This window comes from Mycobacterium sp. VKM Ac-1816D (genome assembly GCF_000416385.1).
Lineage (GTDB): Bacteria > Actinomycetota > Actinomycetes > Mycobacteriales > Mycobacteriaceae > Mycobacterium > Mycobacterium neoaurum_A.
The window spans coordinates 266,258-283,018 of sequence record NZ_AOHQ01000137.1 but is presented as its reverse complement, the minus strand read 5'-3'; the positions used below and the strand labels follow the sequence as shown (position 1 = coordinate 283,018).

The following is a 16,761-nucleotide window of genomic DNA, read 5'->3' as shown; positions in this document are numbered from 1 at the left end:
CGAGAATCGTCCTGTGGGGCGCCAGGACTCGCCGTCCACCGCCGGTCGCACGCGCTCGCCGGGGCAGCACGGCCCGCCAGATGGTGCTCGACATAGGGAGATTCGGTGGTCCGGTTGCTCAAGAGGTCATGGATACCTCTGCTGCTGCTGGTGGTCGTCGTCGCATTGGGCGTTTTCGTCATCGGGCGCATCCGTGATTCGGCCATCGCGCCCGCTCCGGTCGCCGCCGAAGGCTCGGGCATCACCGCGAACTTCAACCCGAAGCACATCACCTACGAGGTCACCGGTTCGGGGGGATCGGTGACCGTGAACTATCTCGACGAGAACGGTCAACCGAACCTGGTCGAGAATGCGCCGCTGCCCTGGTCGCACACGATCATCACGACGCTGCCCTCGATGTCGGCCAACATCATGGCCCAGGGGGACACCGCAACCAGCGACCTCGCCTGCCGTGTCACCGTCGACGGCGACGTACGTGATGACCGCGCCAGCTCGGACTCCATCAAACCGTTCATCTACTGCTTGGTGAAATCCGTATGAGCACAACGCATTCAGCACCGCACCGTCCCGCCATCGCTCGTCTGATTCGGGTGCTGGCACTACCGATCATCCTGGGCTGGGTGGCCATCGCGGTGCTCCTCGGCATATTCGTGCCCTCGCTCGACGACGTGTCGGCTACCCGATCGGTACCGCTGAGCCCGACCAACGCACCGTCGTATCAAGCGATGCTCAACATCGGCAAGGTGTTCCAACAGTACGACTCCGATTCCACGGCAATAGTCGTCTTGGAGGGCGACGACAAGCTGGGGGACAGCGCCCACACGTACTACAACGACATCATCGCCAAGCTCAAGGCCGACCACGAGCATGTCCAGAACGTGCAGGACTTCTGGAGCGACCCGCTGACCGCCGCCGGATCGCAGAGTGTGGACGGAAAGTCCGCCTATGTTCAGATCTTCCTCAACGGCTCCCAAGGCACCAGCCTCAGTCACGAATCTGTCGCGGCGGTGCGTCAGATCGTGGATTCGGTTCCCGCGCCGCCGGGCATCAAAGCCCACGTCGCCGGTAACACGGTGCTCAACGCCGACACCAGCATTGCCAGTCACCAGAGCATGGCGGTGATGGAACTGGTCTCGGTCGGCGTGATCATCGCGATGCTGCTCGTCATCTACCGCTCGATCGTGACGATGCTGAATCTCGATGGTCATCATCGGGCTCGAACTCTCTGCCGCACAGGGGGTTACCGCGGCGGCCGGATACCTGAACCTGATCGGCCTGACACCGTATGCGGTCAGTATGGTGACCATGCTGGCCTTGGCGGCCGGTACCGACTACGTGATCTTCCTGTGGGGTCGCTACCACGAGGAAAGATCCAAAGGCCGCAGTCCCGAGGACGCCTACTACGTTTCCTACCACGGTGTCTCGCATGTGATCCTGGGTTCTGGGCTCACCATCGCCGGCGCCTGCCTCTGCCTCACCATGACCACCCTGCCGTACTTCCGGACGATGGCCATTCCGTGTGCGCTGTCGATCCTGGTGATCATCTTCGCAGCCCTCACGCTCGCCCCCGCGGTCCTGACCGTCGCCTCCAGATTCGGCCTGCTGGAACCGAAAAGGCAACTGTCCGCCAAGGGCTGGCGCAAGGTCGGCACCGCGGTCGTGCGCTGGCCCGGACCGATCATCGTGGTCACCACGCTGATCGCCGTCCTGGGTTTCGTCAGCCTGACCACCTACGTCCCGCAGTACAACGACCAGAAGTTCACCCCGGACGACATGCCGGCCAACCTGGCCATGGCCGTCGCCGACCGGCACTTCTCCCAGGCGCGGATGAACCCCGAACTGCTCATGCTGGAAGCCGACCATGACCTGCGGAATCCCGCGGACATGCTGGTGATCGACAGAGTCGCCAAGAACGTGGTGCACATGCGCGGTATCGAACGGGTACAGACCATCACCCGCCCGCTCGGCGCGCCGATCGAGCACAGCTCCATCCCGTTCATGCTGGGAGCCCAGAACGCCGGGACACTGCAGGCCGCGAAGTTCAACAACGACAACTCGGCTCAGATGTTGGAGCAAGCGGACGAACTGAGCTCCACGATCGCCAACATGGAGCGCATGTACGCCATCATGACCGATCTCACCGACACCACCCACAGCATGGTGCAGAAGACCCACGACATGGTGGCCACCACCAACGAATTGCGGGATCACATCGCCGATTTCGACGACTTCTTCCGTCCGTTGCGCAACTACTTCTACTGGGAACCGCACTGCTATGACATCCCGATCTGCCATGCGTTGCGGTCGATCTTCGATTCGTTGGACGGTATCGACAAGCTCGCCGACCAGATCGGCGGTCTGAGCACAGATCTGGACAAGCTCGACACCCTGATGCCCCAGATGCAGGCAACACTGCTGCCCACCATCGACTCGATGCGCACGATGCGGGACTTCATGCTCGCCACCCACAGCGTGATGGCAGGCACCCAGGCCCAGCAACAGGAACTCGCCCGTGGTGCCACCGAGATCGGCCTCTACTTCGACCAGGCGAAGAACGACGACTTCTTCTACCTGCCGCCGGACGTCTTCCAAAATCCGGACTTCAAGCGCGGGCTGGACATGTTCGTCTCCCCGGACGGCAAGGCGGTGCGGTTCATCATCACCCACCAGGGTGACCCGGCCTCCGTCGAAGGCATCGAGCATGTCCGGGATATGAAGGACGTGGTGGCCGACGCGGTGAAGGGCACCCCACTTGCCAACGCGAAGGTGTCATTGGCAGGCACCGCATCGCTGTACAACGACATGCAAAGCGGTGTGAAGACCGACGTGATGATCGCGATCATCGCCTCGATGATCCTGATCTTCGCGATCATGCTGATCATCACGCGCAGCGTGGTCGCGGCCCTGGTGATCGTGGGGACCGTCGCCGCCTCGCTCGGAACGGCGTGCGGGCTGTCCGTGCTGCTGTGGCAGGAGGTTCTCGGCCTCGGTGTGCAATGGATCGTGATCCCGCTGTCCATGGTCATCCTGTTGGCGGTGGGTTCGGACTACAACCTTCTGGTGGTGTCGCGGCTCAAGGAGGAGATCCACGCCGGTCTGCACACCGGGATGATCCGCGGCATGGGGGCGACCGGTCGGGTCGTCACCGCCGCCGGGCTGGTCTTCGCCTTCACGATGGCCTCGATGATCGTCAGTGATCTGCGGGTGGTCGGGCAACTCGGCATGACCATCGGGATCGGACTGATCGTCGACACCCTGATCGTGCGTGCCTTCATGACGCCGTCCATCGCCTCCGCGCTCGGGCGCTGGTTCTGGTGGCCGTTGAACACCTACAAGATCACCCACCCACCCAAACCCACGGCCGGACCCGAACCCGAGGAGCCGCACACCGCACCCATCCCGCAGGTCGGCGCATGAAGCGGACCATGAAGAATCGATGTGGGGCAGCGGCTTCAGCGGTGCTCACCGTGATGAGCATCGGCTGGGCAACGCCGGCCCATGCCGATGTCGACACCGACTTCGCGAACACCCTGCACGGGTTCGGCATCTATGGACAGCGTGACTACAACGCATGGCTGGCGAAGATCGCCTGCCGACGCCTGAGCACCGGCGTGGACGCCGATGCCTCGCAGTCCGCGGTATTCCTGTCCCGCAACCTCGCGCGCACCATGAACACCGGCCAGGTATGGCAGTTCCTCGGCACGGCCGTATCCCTGTACTGTCCGCAGCACACTGCTGCACTGGCGGAGATGAGCGGTGATCGCAGATGAACATCCCCACGTTTCGACTGATGGTGCGTGCCGGTGTGATGATCACCGCGGCGGCCTGCACCGCAGGCGTGCTCGCGCCGCCGCAGGCGTCCGCCGACGCGACCGATGACTACCCGATTCCACATCGGCAGATCGAAACGCACTGCGACGCCGAGCAGTATCTGGCGGCCGCGCGCGATACCTCCCCGATCTACTTCGAGCGTTATATGATCGACAAGGCAAACCGACCGCCGGAGATTCAGCAGATGGCCGTGGACCGAATCCACTGGTTCTACTCCCTGGATGCGGCGGGGCGGCGGCAATACTCCGAAGACACCGCCACGAACATCTACTACGAGCAGGTCGCCACCCGGTGGGGTAACTGGGCCAAGATCTTCTTCAACAACAAGGGCGTGGTCGCCAAGGCCACCGACGTGTGTGCGGGCTACCCGGCCGCGGACATGTCGGTGTGGAACTGGCCGGTGCCGCGGTAGGTGCCGTTCTGCGCGGTCGGGGAATCGGTGACAATGGCAGGCATGGAGCCCAAGCTTCGCCAGCGCACCACCGGTCGACTCGACCGGTCCCGCGATCCCGCGATCCTCAATGCCGCGTTGGCCGCGCTGACCGAGAACGGCTACAACGACACCAATATGAACGATATCGCCGCCCGTGCGGGCGTCGGTAAAGCCGCGATATATCGGCGGTGGGCGTCGAAAGCGGCGCTGATCACCGATGCGCTTGTCTACTGGCGGCCCGACCTGCTTGCCGACGATATCCCTGACACCGGCAGCCTGGAAGGCGACTTCGACGTGATCGTCGATAGGGTTGCCCGCAACGACGACGAGCTGATCTCCAACGATCTGGTGCTGCGGGTGGCGCTGGAGTCCAGCCGTGACCCAGAGTTGGCGGCCGCACTGGACGACCTGATGCTGCGCCGGGGACGACGCGTGGTGGCCGCGATTCTGCAGCATGCCGTCGAGCGCGGTGATATCGCGGATCGGGACTGGTCGCTGGTGGCCGACGTGTTGGTGGCGATGGGGTTACTGCGGGTGGTCGGCGGCCAGAGCGTCGATTCCGGCTTCGTGCGCCAGGTCATCGACAGCTTGGTCCTGCCGGCGGTCCGTGGCGATGCTCCCGATATCACCGAAGGCGACGACGCCGCGAATTGATAGGCGCAATATTTTAGTCTAACTTCAAAAAGTGCGGCCACGGTCACGAATGCCGGCCCAGTATCGACGTGGATCTGAAAGGGATGCGATGCCGACACCGAATTCAGTTGTGGGACCGTACTTCGACGAGCTCGTCGTCGGGCAGGTCTTCGACAGTGCGCCGCGGATGACCCTGACCGAAGGTGCGGCCGCGTTGCACCAGGCGATCCTGGGGGACCGGCTGCGGCTGGCACTCGATGTGGAGCTGGCCGAAGCGGTGACCGGAACGCCCGGGCTGCCAGCGCACCCCGGCTTGGTCACCGATGTCGCCATAGGACAGAGCACGCTGGTGACCGGTCGCGTCAAGGCCAATCTCTTCTACCGCGGATTGGTGTTCCACAGCTATCCCAAGCTGGGGGATACGTTGTCCACCACGACCCGGGTGGTCGGGCTTCGGCAGAATGCTGTCCGTGAGGGCCGGGCGCCCACCGGCCTTGCCGCACTGCGGATGACGACGACCGACCAGCATGGCCGGCTGGTCCTGGATTTCCATCGGTGCGCGATGCTCCCGATGGCACCCGGGGTTGTCGACACCGGACACCACGATGACCTGACGACGATCGGCGCCGACGAGGTGGCCACCGATCCCGCCGGATCCTGGGACGGTGCGGCCTTCCGTGCGCGCGTGCCCGGCCCGCACTTCGCCTCGGAGTTGGCCGGCCACCGCTACCGCAGTTCGGCCGATGTCGTGAGCTCGGCCCCCGAACTCGCCCGACTGAGCCTCAACATCGCTGCCACGCATCATGATTGGCGAGTCGGTGGACGGCGACTGGTGTACGGCGGGCACACCATCGGACTCGCCCTTGCCCAAGCCACCCGGGTCCTGCCGAACCTGGCAACCGTCCTGGGCTGGCAGTCCTGCGACCATACCGGCCCGGTGTATGAGGGCGACACCGTGTACAGCGACCTGCACATCGAACGGGTATCGCCGCTGCCGGCGGGCGGTGGCGTGCTCGATCTGCGGTCGCTGGTGTTCGCGGTGGGCGCCGAGGGGGGCGATGACCGCCAGGTGTTGGACTGGCGATTCAGCGCTCTGATGTTCTGACCGGTGCCTACTGGGCGCCGCGGGGGACCAGGGTGTCGCCGAGTTGGTCGACGAGCAGGCCGACATCCCAGAAGTCGCGGTGGCTGGTCAGCAAGCCCTGATCGTCATAGCGGCACGTGGCAATGCCAGTCGCCGAAAACTGCTTTCCTGCCGCATCGATCGAGCTGCCGTTCGGCAGACGAAGAGGCCCGGTGATGGACCCGCTCCAGGTCCACTCGAAGTAGGCGCGACCGTCGGCTACGGCGGGCTCGGTGAAGACGATCAACGAATCGGGGGAAAATGTCAGCATCCAGCGATGGAAACGTTGGATGCCGGTGCGCCCCTGATAGGTCCCGCGCATCGCGACATCGGTGTATGTGCCGTCGGCGGCGAAGAAGGTGCACAGCAGCTCGGGATCCTGGGTCCAGGCGCGGCCATACGCATCGGCGTAGTCGGCGTCGGTGGGGTGTGGCAGTGCTGCTGTCATCTCTTATCACCAATTCGAAGGTCGACGGGGTGTGCTGCGGTCGGTGTGTCCCCGGGCATCATCCCGGTGAGGTCACGTTCATCCGGACATCATCTACGGCCGCGCGGGCAGAATCGACAGTATCCGGACGCGTCCAAAATTTATCAGATATTCAAAAACTGCGACGGCGGCGAGGCCGGCGAAAATGGGGTCGGGGGAGTTCGGCGGTCGGGTGGACACCGGTCTCCACTTGCCGAGTTCGGTACCGCTGACTTCTGTGAAGGCCGGCGTGCCGTCGCAGCGGTGGCCCAGTCCTCGAATCGCGTCCACTCGGACCGGGGAGCCGACTTCTTCCACGCTGAGTCCGCCTAGCAACCCCGCACAGGGACTGCGGGCCTGGCCTCATGTTTCGTCGCCGATTGATCGACGTGGCCCGGTGGCGTCGAATCCGCGCCCAAATTCACTGTCGATTCGAAGATCTGCAGCGTGGGCTCGGTTTTACGATAACGTCAAAATTCCCACGTCATCGATGGCCTGGAGGTTTGCGACCCATCGTTTTCCGGCATCCGCGAGGGGTGTTGATCGCTGTGCTTAATCATGATTAAATTTGTGGGCCGCGTCACGTCGCGGAGTGTGGGCGCGTGTTCGGCGATGTGTGCGTGACATCGGCGTCTGGGGTTGCTGGCAAACTTTCGGCGGCCCGATTCGACAGATTGACTAGGCGGAACGTTTAGACGTAGTGTCTAGCGCGTTCTGTGACCCTGCTCATATCGGAGTGCCGGCGGTATTGCCTGCCACAACAGAGGACGACAGCTATGTGGCGACACCTTGAATCGAACTGCGCAGCCGCGATCGGCGATGCGTGGGTAGCCGGTGTGCAATCGGCAGCCGACGTGCTGCGTGTTGCGCGGACCGGAGCGCGATCTTGATACTCAAGACGCTGGCATCGTCTCGACCCCTGCGCGGGATCGGTGGCTTCTTCGCTTTCTCGATGGACACGGCTCTGGCCGTCTTCAGCCCACCGTTCGCCTGGCGTGAGTTCGTGCTGCAGACCTGGTTCGTGGCGCGAGTGTCATTGTTGCCCACGCTGATGCTGTCGATTCCCTTCACGGTGTTGACGGTGTTCACTTTCAACGTTCTGCTTGCCGAGTTTGGTGCCGCGGACTTCTCCGGGACCGGTGCCGCGTTGGGAGCGGTCACCCAGATCGGTCCGATCGTCACCGTGCTGGTTGTGGCAGGCGCGGGCGCGACCGCGATGTGTGCAGACCTCGGAGCCCGCACCATCAGAGAAGAACTCGACGCACAGCGCGTCATGGGCATCAACCCCATTCAGGCGCTCGTGGTTCCGCGAGTTCTGGCCGCGACGGTGGTCGCCCTGCTGCTGGCCTCGCTGGTGATCCTGGTGGGCCTGGCGGGAGGCTTCGTTTTCTCGGTGTTCTTCCAAAACGTCACGCCGGGAGCCTTTGTCGCGGGCCTGACACTGGTCACCGGCGTGGGCGACGTGGTGGTGTCGCTGATCAAGGCAACCCTGTTCGGGATGACGGCGGGACTGATCGCCTGCTATATGGGCACCACGGTCAGCGGCGGCCCAGCCGGTGTCGGCAACGCCGTCAACGAGACCGTGGTGTTCTCCTTCCTAGCGCTCTTCCTCATCAACATCTTCATGACCGCAGTGGGAATCAAGGTGAATCTATGAGCATCAAAATGTCCGTGCGGCAGCAGTTTCCCCGGCTCGCTCGGTCAACGAAGAACTGGCATGCCGGGTGGACCCGCATCGGTGAGCAGACGCAGTTCTACGGTCGGACGCTGGCCTCCGCGGTCGATGTCCTCGTGCATTACAAGACCGAGCTGGTGCGGTTGATTGCCGCGATGAGTCTGGGCACCGGAGCCCTCGCGGTCATCGGCGGCACGGTCGTCATCGTCGGGTTCCTGACCATCTCCACCGGTGCGCTGGTCGCCGTGCAGGGCTACAACCAGTTCGCCCAGGTCGGAGTCGAGGCACTCACCGGGTTCGCCTCCGCCTACTTCAATGTGCGGTTGATCGCGCCGCTCACCGCGGCGATCGCCATGGCGGCCACCATCGGTGCCGGCGCCACTGCCCAGCTCGGCGCGATGCGTATCAACGAAGAGATCGACGCCCTGGAGGTCATGGGTGTCCGTTCGCTGGCCTACCTGGCATCCAGCCGCGTGTTGGCCGGCGTCATCGTGGTCATCCCGCTGTACTGCGTCGCGGTCATCATGTCCTTCCTGGCAGCACGGTTCGGAACGACGGTCATCTATGGCCAGTCCACCGGCGTGTACGACCACTACTTCCGGACATTCCTCATCCCCACCGACCTCATCTGGTCGTTCGTCCAGGCGGTGGTGACCGCGGTGGTCATCATGTTGGTGCACACCTACTACGGCTTCACCGCAGGCGGTGGGCCCGCCGGAGTGGGTGAGGCGGTCGGACGCGCAACACGCACATCCCTGGTGGTCGCCGTGTGCGTCACGCTCTTGGTCACGCTGTCCATCTACGGACAGTCCGGCAACTTCAACCTGGCGGGCTGAGCGATGGCGCGTAAGGCGGGCGAACCTCTCATCCACCCTGACTGGTGGACGGCGTTTCTCATCGTGTTCGTCATCTCAGCGGTGGCCCTCACCGGCTTCCTGTTCACCGGTTCGTTCAAAAGCTATGTGCCGGTGACGCTGAGCTCCGATCGCGCCGGTCTGGTCATGGAGGTCGGCGCCAAGGTCAAGCTGCGTGGGGTGCAGGTCGGCCACGTTGGTGCGGTCACCGGCGGCAGTGATCCGGTCAGCCTGAAACTGGAGCTCGATCCCGACAAGATTGCTTATTTGCCTTCCAACGTGCAGGCCAGGATCGCCTCGACCACGGTGTTCGGCGCCAAGTACGTAGACCTGATCTACCCGAAGGACCCCTCCGGACAGGTACTCGCCGCGGGCGCCGTCCTGCAGTCACAGAACGTCAGCACCGAGGTGAACACCGTCTTCCAGAACCTCGTCGGTGTCATCCACAAGATCGATCCCGCCAAGCTGAACACGGTCTTCTCGGCCATCGCCGAGGGTGTGCGCGGCCAGGGGCCCCGGATGGGGGAGGCGACGACGGCGGCGAACGAGGTGCTGATCGCGCTCAACCAACGCACTGACACCATCGCCGAGGACTGGCGGGCGTTCAAGAACTTCAACGACGCCTACGCCGCGGCGGCACCGGACATCCTGCGCGTACTCGATGCCGCAAGCACGACAAGTGCGGCGATCGCCGACCGCGCCCGCGAACTGGATTCTTTGTTGCTCAACGTGATCGGGCTGTCCCAGAGCGGAACCGCGGTGCTGGGTCCGAACAAGGACAATCTGGTGCGGGCCATCAACACGCTGCGGCCGACGGCGGCGCTGTTCAACAAGTACAACCCGTCGCTGACCTGTCTTCTCGTCGGTGGCAAGAAGGCCATCGATTTCGGCCAGGCCGATTACACCGGCGGAGCGAACGGCAAATCGTTGATCGTGGACGCGGCGCTGCTGCTCGGTGACGATCCCTATCGGTATCCGCAGAATCTGCCGATCAACGGTGCCAAGGGCGGACCCGGCGGCAAGCCGGGCTGCGGATCGCTGCCCGATGTGGCCAAGAACTGGCCCGTGCGCACCCTGATCGCCAACACCGGTTGGGGCACCGGACTGGACAACCGGCCCAACCCGGGCATCGGATTCCCCGGCTGGGCCAACTACTTCCCGGTGACCCGTGCGGTGCCGGAACCGCCCAGCATCCGCTACCCGGGCGGCCCGGCACCGGGGCCGATTCCGTATCCCGGTGCTCCGCCCTACGGCGCCCCGCAGTACGGCCCCGGAGGTACGCCGCTCTATCCCGGCGTCCCACCCGCACCCATCCCGCCTGGGATCGCCGGGCCGCCGCCGGCACCGTGAACCAGCCCGACCTTGACACGACCTAGTATCGAGAGGCAGACGAGATGAAGGACAACTTGTCAGGCGCCGCCTGGCGGCTTGCCGTGTTCATCGTGGTCGCGCTGTTCGGAATGTTCGCGTTGCTCACAGTTTTCGCCCAATTCAGATTCGGCGAAGCCCGCTCATTCCGTGCGGTGTTCACCAACGTGACGGGACTGGAAACCGGCAACTTCGTCCGGATCGCCGGTGTCGAAGTGGGCAAGGTTGGTGACATCCGGCTCAACGGCGACAGCACCGTCACCGTGGAGTTCAGCGCCGACGACTCGGTGGTGCTGACCGAAGGCAGCCGGGCGGCCATCCGCTACGACAACGTCATCGGCGGCCGGTATCTCGCGCTGGAGGAGGGAGCCGGCGCGGTGCAGCGACTGGCCCCCGGTGCCACCATTCCCGTTTCGCGCACCACGCCTGCTCTGGACTTGGACGCACTCATCGGTGGCTTCCGGCCACTGTTCCGGGCGTTGGATCCCGACCAGGTGAACGCGCTGAGCGGTCAGCTACTCTCGGCGCTGCAGGGCCAAGGCGCGACGGTCGCCTCGTTCCTCTCCAACACTGCCGCGTTGACCAACACCCTCGCCGACCGCGATGAGCTCGTCGGCCAGGTCATCACCAATCTCAACACCGTGCTCGGTTCGCTCGGCGACCAGAAGGACAAGTTCGGTACCGCCGTCGACTCATTGTCGGAGATCGTGCACACCCTCAAAGAACGCAAGGGCGACCTGAGTGCCGCGGTGGCCTATACCAACGAGTCCGCGGCCAGTATCGCCGATCTGCTGGCACAGGCCCGGCCGCCGCTGAAGGAGACGGTCGCGCAGACCGACCGCGCCGCAGGCATCGTCGTCGCCGACCACGACTACGTGGACAATCTGCTCGCCACGCTGCCGCAGTCCTACCGGATCCTGGGTCGGCAGGGGCTCAACGGCGATTACTTCTCCTTCTACATCTGCGATCTCGTGCTGAAACTCAACGGTAAGGGCGGTCAACCGGTGTATGTGAAACTGGCAGGCCAAGACACCGGTAGGTGCACGCCGAAATGAAACCCTTCCAAGAGCGCAACCCCGCGGTCATCGGGTTGATCGGCGTCGTGACGGTCGGCGCAATCAGCCTCGGGGTGCTCAACTACGACAAGCTGCCACTGGTGTCCGCACAGAAGACCTACGGGGCATACTTCGCCGAGGCAGGTGGCTTGACAAGTGGTGCTGCAGTGCAGGTGTCGGGCTTTCAGGTCGGCAAGGTGCAGAGCATCTCGCTGGACGGGCCGCGCGTGCTCGTGCGGTTCAGCGTGGACGACGACGTGCAGCTCGGTGATCGCACGGAAGCCGCGGTCAAGACCAAGAGTCTGTTGGGGTCCAAGATTCTCGACATCACCCCGCGCGGGGACGGTGACCAGGACGGTGTCATCCCGTTGGAGCGCACCACATCGGCATACCAGCTGCCCGACGCGATCGGTGATATCACCGCCCAGATCAGCGGGCTGAACACCGATCAGCTGTCGACCTCGCTGTCCACCCTGGCCGAGACGTTCCGCGACACCCCGGATGATCTCCGGGTCGCCGTCGACGGCGTCGCGCGGTTCTCCGACACCCTCAACCGCCGCGACGAACAACTTCGCCGGTTGCTGGCCAACGCGAACAAGGCCACCACCGTCCTCGGCGAGCGCAGCGACAAGATCGTCCAGCTCGTCCGCGACTCGAACGAGCTGCTGGTTGCTCTCGGCGAACAGAGTGCCGCACTCGACCAGATCTCGAACAACATCACCGCGCTGTCGGCGCAGATCAACGGTTTCGTCGCCGACAACACCGACACGCTCAAGCCGGCGCTGGACAAGCTCAATGGCGCGCTGGCGATCGTGGAGAACCGGAAAACGGAAGTCCAGCAATCCATCAAGGGTCTGACCACCTACGTCTTCTCGCTGGGTGAGTCGGTGTCCTCGGGGCCCTTCTTCAAGGCCTACTTGTCCAATCTTCTTCCCGGTCAGTATCTTCAACCGTTCATCAATGCCGCTTTCTCCGACCTCGGCCTGGATCCGAACGTACTCGCACCGTCGCAGCGCACGGATCCACAGGTCGGCCAGCCCGGCCTGCCCGCATTGCCCGTGCCGTTCCCGCGCACCGGTCAGGGTGGCGAGCCGCGCCTGACGATTCCCGATGCCATCACCGGCAATCCCGGTGACAGCCAATGCGGGCCACCGGGTATCCCGCTACCCGGGCCGGGCTGCTATCCCTACCGGGATCCCGGACCGCAACCGGCACCCGGTCGGCCGCCTCCCGGCCCGCCTGCGCCGGGTCCGGCGGCCCAACAGTCTGTTCCCGAACCGACCCCATCGCCCGTTCTGGAGCGCGCACCCGGCGAGGTCGCACCCGACGGTTCCCCGGCCGAGCCAGGAGGTAACGGACAGTGACGCGGCCGCGTATTCGAATCTGGTTGGCGCTGCTGCTGACTGCCGTATTGACCGTCGGTGTGGTCGCGATCGTGCGGACGACCACCAATATCGCCAGGACCTCCTTCACCGCATATTTCGACAACACCAACGGTCTGTTCGTCGGTGACGAGATCCGTATCCTCGGCGTGCCGGTCGGCGAAATCGAGCGCATCGATGCCGAACCCGACCGTGCCAAGGTGAGCTTCTGGATCGACGACACATACACCGTGCCTGCCGACGTCAAGGCGGTCATCCTGGCGCCGTCGCTGGTGACCGCTCGCGCCATCCAGCTGACACCCGCCTACACCGGCGGTCCCACCCTGCCCGCGGACGCCGTGATCCCCATGGAGCGCACCGCGGTGCCGGTCGAGTGGGACGAGGTGCGGGTCCAACTGCAGCGATTCACCGAGATGCTGCAGCCCACCGAACCCGGGGGAGTGAGCACGCTGGGTTCGCTGGTCAACACCGCCGCCGACAACCTGCGGGGACAGGGCAAGAACATCCGTGACACGTTGATCAAACTGTCCAAGGCGACTTCGGCACTGGGTGACCACAGCACCGACCTGTTCAGCACCCTGCGCAATCTGTCGCTGCTGGTGTCGGCTCTGCAGGACAGCTCGGATGTGATGTCGCAGCTCAACCGCAATCTCGCCTCGGTGACATGGGCCCTGGCCGATGATCCCGACGAGATCAGCTCTGCCGCAGCCAGTGTCAGCGAGGTATCCAAAACGGTGGCGACATTCGTGGCCGCCAACAAGGAGACCTTGGGTACCACCTCGGACAAGCTGGCCTCGGTGTCGCAGGCGCTGACCGACAGCGTCGACGACATCAAGCAACTGCTGCACATGTCGCCGACGGTGCTGCAGAACTTCATCAACATCTATCAACCGGCCCAGGGCACGCTCAGCGGCGCCCTGTCGACCAACAACTTCAGCGATCCGATCAGCTTCCTGTGCGGAGCCATCCAGGCGGCCTCCCGGTTGGGTGCCGAGCAGTCCTCGAAGCTGTGCGTGCAGTACCTGGCACCGATCGTGAAGAACCGCCAGATGAACTTTTTCCCGATCGGCGGCAATCCGCTCGTCGGGGCGGTCGCACGGCCCAATGAGGTGACCTACAGCGAGGATTGGATGCGACCCGATTATGTGCCACCGGCACCGGCACCGGCACCGGCACCGGCACCGGCTCCGGCTCCGGCTCCGGCGCCGGCCGCAGGTGCGCCCGCACCGGCTGCGAATGCGGCACCGCCGCTGCCCGCCGAGGCCCAGCAGACCGATCCCGCAGCGGGCCTCACCGGGATGATGCTGCCACCGGGAGCAGGTTCATGACCGGCCGCCGAGGTGCCCTGGTGATGGTCGGTTGCGCGGTGACCGCCATGGCATTGCTGACCGGTTGCAGCGACTGGCGCGGTCTGAACTCATTGCCGATGCCCGGCACCGCCGGTGACGGCCCCGGATCGTTCACCATCCGTGCGGAGCTGCCGGATGTGAACAACGTCCAGCAGAACTCGAGGGTGCGCGTCGGTGACGTCAACGTCGGCACGGTGACCAAGATCGAGCGCCAGGACTGGCACGCGGTGCTGACCATGGCACTCGACGGCAATGTCGTGCTACCGGCCAATGCGACGGCGACCATCGGGCAGACCAGCCTGTTGGGGTCACTGCACATCGAGCTCGCTCCACCGGTCAACGAGGCCCCCGAGGGCCGACTGCACGACGGCTCGGTGATCCAATTGGCCTCCGGTGGCGCGTACCCGTCGACCGAGCAGACACTGGCGGCGGTGTCGCTGTTACTCAACGGTGGCGGAGTCGGTCAGATCCAGGACATCACCACGGCGTTGAGCACCGCCTTCGCCGGGCGTGAGAACGACCTGCGCAGTCTCATCACCGAGGTGGACAGGTTCATCGCCAATACCGACCGCCAAACCGACGAGATCATCAGCGCCACCGACAGCCTGAACAACCTTGTCGGCGACTTCGCCGCACAGGACCCGGTCGTCGACCGGGCACTGGACACCATCCCCGAGGCGCTCAGCGTCCTGCGGGATGAGCGGGAGACCCTCACCGAGGCACTCGATCAGCTCGGCAAGTTCAGCGCCCTTGCCGCGGATTCGAGCAACCAAACCAAAGAGGCTCTGGTGGCGGAGCTCAAAGATCTTGCCCCGGTGGTGAAATCACTGGCCGATTCCGGGCCCGCGCTCACTCGGTCGTTGAGCTTCTTCTCGGTGTATCCGTTCGCCCAGGAGACGCTGGACAAATGGTTCCGCGGCGATTACGCGAACCTGACCGCGATCATCGATCTGACGCTGAGTCGTATCGACTCGTCATTCTTCACCGGCACCCGATTCGAGGGTGAGCTCACCGAGCTGGAGATGCAATGGGGTCGCACGATCGGTCAGCTGCCCAGCCCGTACACCGCGGTCAATCCGTTGATCATCCCGTACCACCTGAATCAGGGGCCCTAGATGGTACTCAGCAGAAGAGTCATCACCCAGCTCGCGTTCTTCGCGGTGATCACCCTCGTCGGTGGTGCCGTGATGATCTTCAACTACATGGGCCTGCCGAACCTGCTGTTCGGGTACAACCACTACAAGGTGACCGTCCAGTTGCCGGTTGCCGCGGGACTCTACGAGAACGCCAACGTCACCTACCGCGGAACGAACGTGGGCAGAGTGGCGCGGGTGGATCTCACCCAGTCCGGTGTGGTGGCCGAGCTGTCGCTCAAATCCGACGTCGAGATCCCTTCCGACGTCACGGCAGAGGTGCACAGTGCCTCCTCCATCGGCGAGCAATACGTCTCACTGATCCCCGACAGTGACAGCGGCCGCCTCGCCGAGGGGGCGGTGATACCGCTGGACCGTACCTCGGTACCTCCGGACATCAGTGATCTGCTGGCGGCGACGAACAAGGGGTTGGAGGTCATCCCCGGCGACAACCTTCAGACGGTGGTCGACGAATCGGCCACGGCGGTAGGTGGTTTGGGTCCGGATCTGGCCCGCCTGGTCAAGGGCTCGACCACGCTGGCCATCGACGCGCGTAAGAATCTCGACGCACTGACCAACCTGATCGACAACTCCAAACCCATCCTGGACTCCCAGTCGGCCACCGCTGATTCGATCGAGGCGTGGGCCTCCAACATGGCCTCGGTGACCGAGCAGCTCAAGCGTGAGGACAAGTCGGTCACCAGCATCCTGGACGTGGGTCCGCGCGCCGCCGACGAGGTCCGTCAACTGTTCGACCGGGTCCAGCCGACCCTGCCGGTGGTGTTGGCGAACCTGGTCACCCTCGGGGATGTGGCGGTCACTTATCAGCCGCATCTCGAGCAGCTGCTGGTGCTGGCACCGTCGGCGGTGGAAGTGGTGCAGGGCGCGGGTGTCACCAATCGCGATACCAAACCCGATTACAAGGGTGCGTTTCTGAGCTTCAACCTGAATCTCAACCTCCCACCACCATGCCTGACCGGTTACCTACCACCGAATCAGGCACGGCCGACGAGCCTGACCGACTACCCGGACCGCCCCGCGGGGGACTTGTACTGCCGCATCCCGCAGGACTCCATGTTCAACGTGCGTGGTGCGCGCAACCTGCCGTGTGCGACACGGCCTGGGAAGCGGGCGCCGACGGTCAAGATGTGCGAGAGCGACGAGAACTACGTTCCTCTCAACGACGGGTTCAACTGGAAGGGCGATCCCAACGCCACGTTGTCCGGCCAGCCGATTCCGCAGATCCGGCCCGGTGAGAGTGCGCCGCCGGCTGCTCCCGCAGCCGCGCCGCCGACGGTGGCGCCGCCCATCGCGGTGGCCGAGTACGACCCGACGACGGGCAGCTATCTCGGGCCGGACGGGAAGCGGTACACCCAGGCCAATCTGGCGGGCGGCGGGAAGCCGGAGTCGTGGCAGTCGATGTTGGTGCCACCGTCACGGTAGGTGGTGCCGGCGAGGG

Annotated in this window: 14 protein-coding genes and 1 pseudogene; 14 read left to right on the top strand and 1 reads right to left on the bottom strand. The window is 64.4% G+C overall.

Annotated elements, in window-relative coordinates:
• Positions 1–105: 105 nt before the first annotated feature.
• The 6 genes and pseudogenes from G154_RS16505 to G154_RS16480 all read left to right on the top strand — a co-directional run bounded on the left by G154_RS16505 (position 106) and on the right by G154_RS16480 (position 6,002).
• The gene (locus G154_RS16505) at positions 106–540 is read left to right on the top strand and encodes an MmpS family transport accessory protein (protein ID WP_019509822.1); all 435 of its coding nucleotides are present in this window, start codon (positions 106–108) and stop codon (positions 538–540) included.
• Positions 537–3,417, top strand: a pseudogene (locus G154_RS16500) (RND family transporter). The gene G154_RS16505 and the pseudogene G154_RS16500 overlap by 4 nt, the downstream one beginning before the upstream one ends.
• An 8-nt stretch (positions 3,418–3,425) precedes the next feature.
• Complete coding sequence (locus tag G154_RS16495; protein ID WP_023985900.1) at positions 3,426–3,770, top strand: DUF732 domain-containing protein; 345 nt, start codon at positions 3,426–3,428, stop codon at positions 3,768–3,770.
• A gap of 38 nt (positions 3,771–3,808) precedes the next feature.
• Positions 3,809–4,243: a DUF5078 domain-containing protein gene (locus tag G154_RS16490; RefSeq protein WP_234713072.1), complete on the top strand. Its 435-nt coding sequence runs from the start codon at positions 3,809–3,811 to the stop codon at positions 4,241–4,243.
• Between the two features lie 33 nt (positions 4,244–4,276).
• Positions 4,277–4,918, top strand: coding sequence for a TetR/AcrR family transcriptional regulator (locus G154_RS16485; RefSeq protein WP_023985898.1), 642 nt, complete (start codon positions 4,277–4,279; stop codon positions 4,916–4,918).
• 88 nt (positions 4,919–5,006) lie between these two features.
• The gene (locus tag G154_RS16480) at positions 5,007–6,002 is read left to right on the top strand and encodes a MaoC family dehydratase (protein ID WP_023985897.1); all 996 of its coding nucleotides are present in this window, start codon (positions 5,007–5,009) and stop codon (positions 6,000–6,002) included.
• 7 nt (positions 6,003–6,009) lie between these two features.
• Here the strand turns inward: G154_RS16480 and G154_RS16475 are convergent, their stop codons facing one another.
• A complete protein-coding gene (locus tag G154_RS16475) occupies positions 6,010–6,468 on the bottom strand; it encodes a nuclear transport factor 2 family protein (RefSeq protein ID WP_019509828.1) in 459 nt (152 codons plus the stop codon).
• Between the two features lie 970 nt (positions 6,469–7,438).
• Here G154_RS16475 and G154_RS16470 point away from each other — a divergent pair.
• The 8 genes from G154_RS16470 to G154_RS16435 are packed head-to-tail and all read left to right on the top strand — an operon-like array spanning position 7,439 to position 16,745.
• Complete coding sequence (locus tag G154_RS16470) at positions 7,439–8,143, top strand: ABC transporter permease (protein ID WP_019509829.1); 705 nt, start codon at positions 7,439–7,441, stop codon at positions 8,141–8,143.
• 8 nt (positions 8,144–8,151) lie between these two features.
• On the top strand, positions 8,152–8,997 hold the full coding sequence (locus G154_RS16465; protein WP_110807199.1) for an ABC transporter permease: 846 nt from the start codon (positions 8,152–8,154) through the stop codon (positions 8,995–8,997).
• 3 nt (positions 8,998–9,000) lie between these two features.
• Positions 9,001–10,365 carry an MCE family protein gene (locus G154_RS16460; protein WP_019509831.1) on the top strand — a complete coding sequence of 455 codons (1,365 nt, stop codon included), beginning with the start codon at positions 9,001–9,003 and terminating at the stop codon, positions 10,363–10,365.
• A 44-nt stretch (positions 10,366–10,409) separates the two neighbouring features.
• On the top strand, positions 10,410–11,438 hold the full coding sequence (locus tag G154_RS16455; RefSeq protein WP_019509832.1) for an MCE family protein: 1,029 nt from the start codon (positions 10,410–10,412) through the stop codon (positions 11,436–11,438).
• The gene (locus G154_RS16450; RefSeq protein ID WP_019509833.1) at positions 11,435–12,802 is read left to right on the top strand and encodes an MCE family protein; all 1,368 of its coding nucleotides are present in this window, start codon (positions 11,435–11,437) and stop codon (positions 12,800–12,802) included. The genes G154_RS16455 and G154_RS16450 overlap by 4 nt, the downstream gene beginning before the upstream one ends.
• The gene (locus tag G154_RS16445) at positions 12,799–14,148 is read left to right on the top strand and encodes an MCE family protein (RefSeq protein WP_019509834.1); all 1,350 of its coding nucleotides are present in this window, start codon (positions 12,799–12,801) and stop codon (positions 14,146–14,148) included. Before G154_RS16450 ends, G154_RS16445 begins: the two co-directional genes overlap by 4 nt.
• Positions 14,145–15,284, top strand: coding sequence for an MCE family protein (locus tag G154_RS16440; protein ID WP_019509835.1), 1,140 nt, complete (start codon positions 14,145–14,147; stop codon positions 15,282–15,284). The genes G154_RS16445 and G154_RS16440 overlap by 4 nt, the downstream gene beginning before the upstream one ends.
• Positions 15,285–16,745, top strand: coding sequence for an MCE family protein (locus G154_RS16435; protein WP_019509836.1), 1,461 nt, complete (start codon positions 15,285–15,287; stop codon positions 16,743–16,745).
• Positions 16,746–16,761 lie beyond the last annotated feature (16 nt).

What these genes read in the sequence shown, in the direction of transcription:
- G154_RS16495 (WP_023985900.1), top strand. Translation starts at nt 3,426, where the DNA reads ATGAAGAATCGATGTGGGGCAGCGGCTTCAGCGGTGCTCACCGTGATG.
- G154_RS16490 (WP_234713072.1), top strand. Translation starts at nt 3,809, where the DNA reads ATGATCACCGCGGCGGCCTGCACCGCAGGCGTGCTCGCGCCGCCGCAG.
- G154_RS16485 (WP_023985898.1), top strand. Translation starts at nt 4,277, where the DNA reads ATGGCAGGCATGGAGCCCAAGCTTCGCCAGCGCACCACCGGTCGACTC.
- G154_RS16480 (WP_023985897.1), top strand. Translation starts at nt 5,007, where the DNA reads ATGCCGACACCGAATTCAGTTGTGGGACCGTACTTCGACGAGCTCGTC.
- G154_RS16475 (WP_019509828.1), bottom strand. Translation starts at nt 6,468, where the DNA reads ATGACAGCAGCACTGCCACACCCCACCGACGCCGACTACGCCGATGCG.
- G154_RS16470 (WP_019509829.1), top strand. Translation starts at nt 7,439, where the DNA reads ATGGACACGGCTCTGGCCGTCTTCAGCCCACCGTTCGCCTGGCGTGAG.
- G154_RS16465 (WP_110807199.1), top strand. Translation starts at nt 8,152, where the DNA reads ATGTCCGTGCGGCAGCAGTTTCCCCGGCTCGCTCGGTCAACGAAGAAC.
- G154_RS16460 (WP_019509831.1), top strand. Translation starts at nt 9,001, where the DNA reads ATGGCGCGTAAGGCGGGCGAACCTCTCATCCACCCTGACTGGTGGACG.
- G154_RS16455 (WP_019509832.1), top strand. Translation starts at nt 10,410, where the DNA reads ATGAAGGACAACTTGTCAGGCGCCGCCTGGCGGCTTGCCGTGTTCATC.
- G154_RS16450 (WP_019509833.1), top strand. Translation starts at nt 11,435, where the DNA reads ATGAAACCCTTCCAAGAGCGCAACCCCGCGGTCATCGGGTTGATCGGC.
- G154_RS16440 (WP_019509835.1), top strand. Translation starts at nt 14,145, where the DNA reads ATGACCGGCCGCCGAGGTGCCCTGGTGATGGTCGGTTGCGCGGTGACC.
- G154_RS16435 (WP_019509836.1), top strand. Translation starts at nt 15,285, where the DNA reads ATGGTACTCAGCAGAAGAGTCATCACCCAGCTCGCGTTCTTCGCGGTG.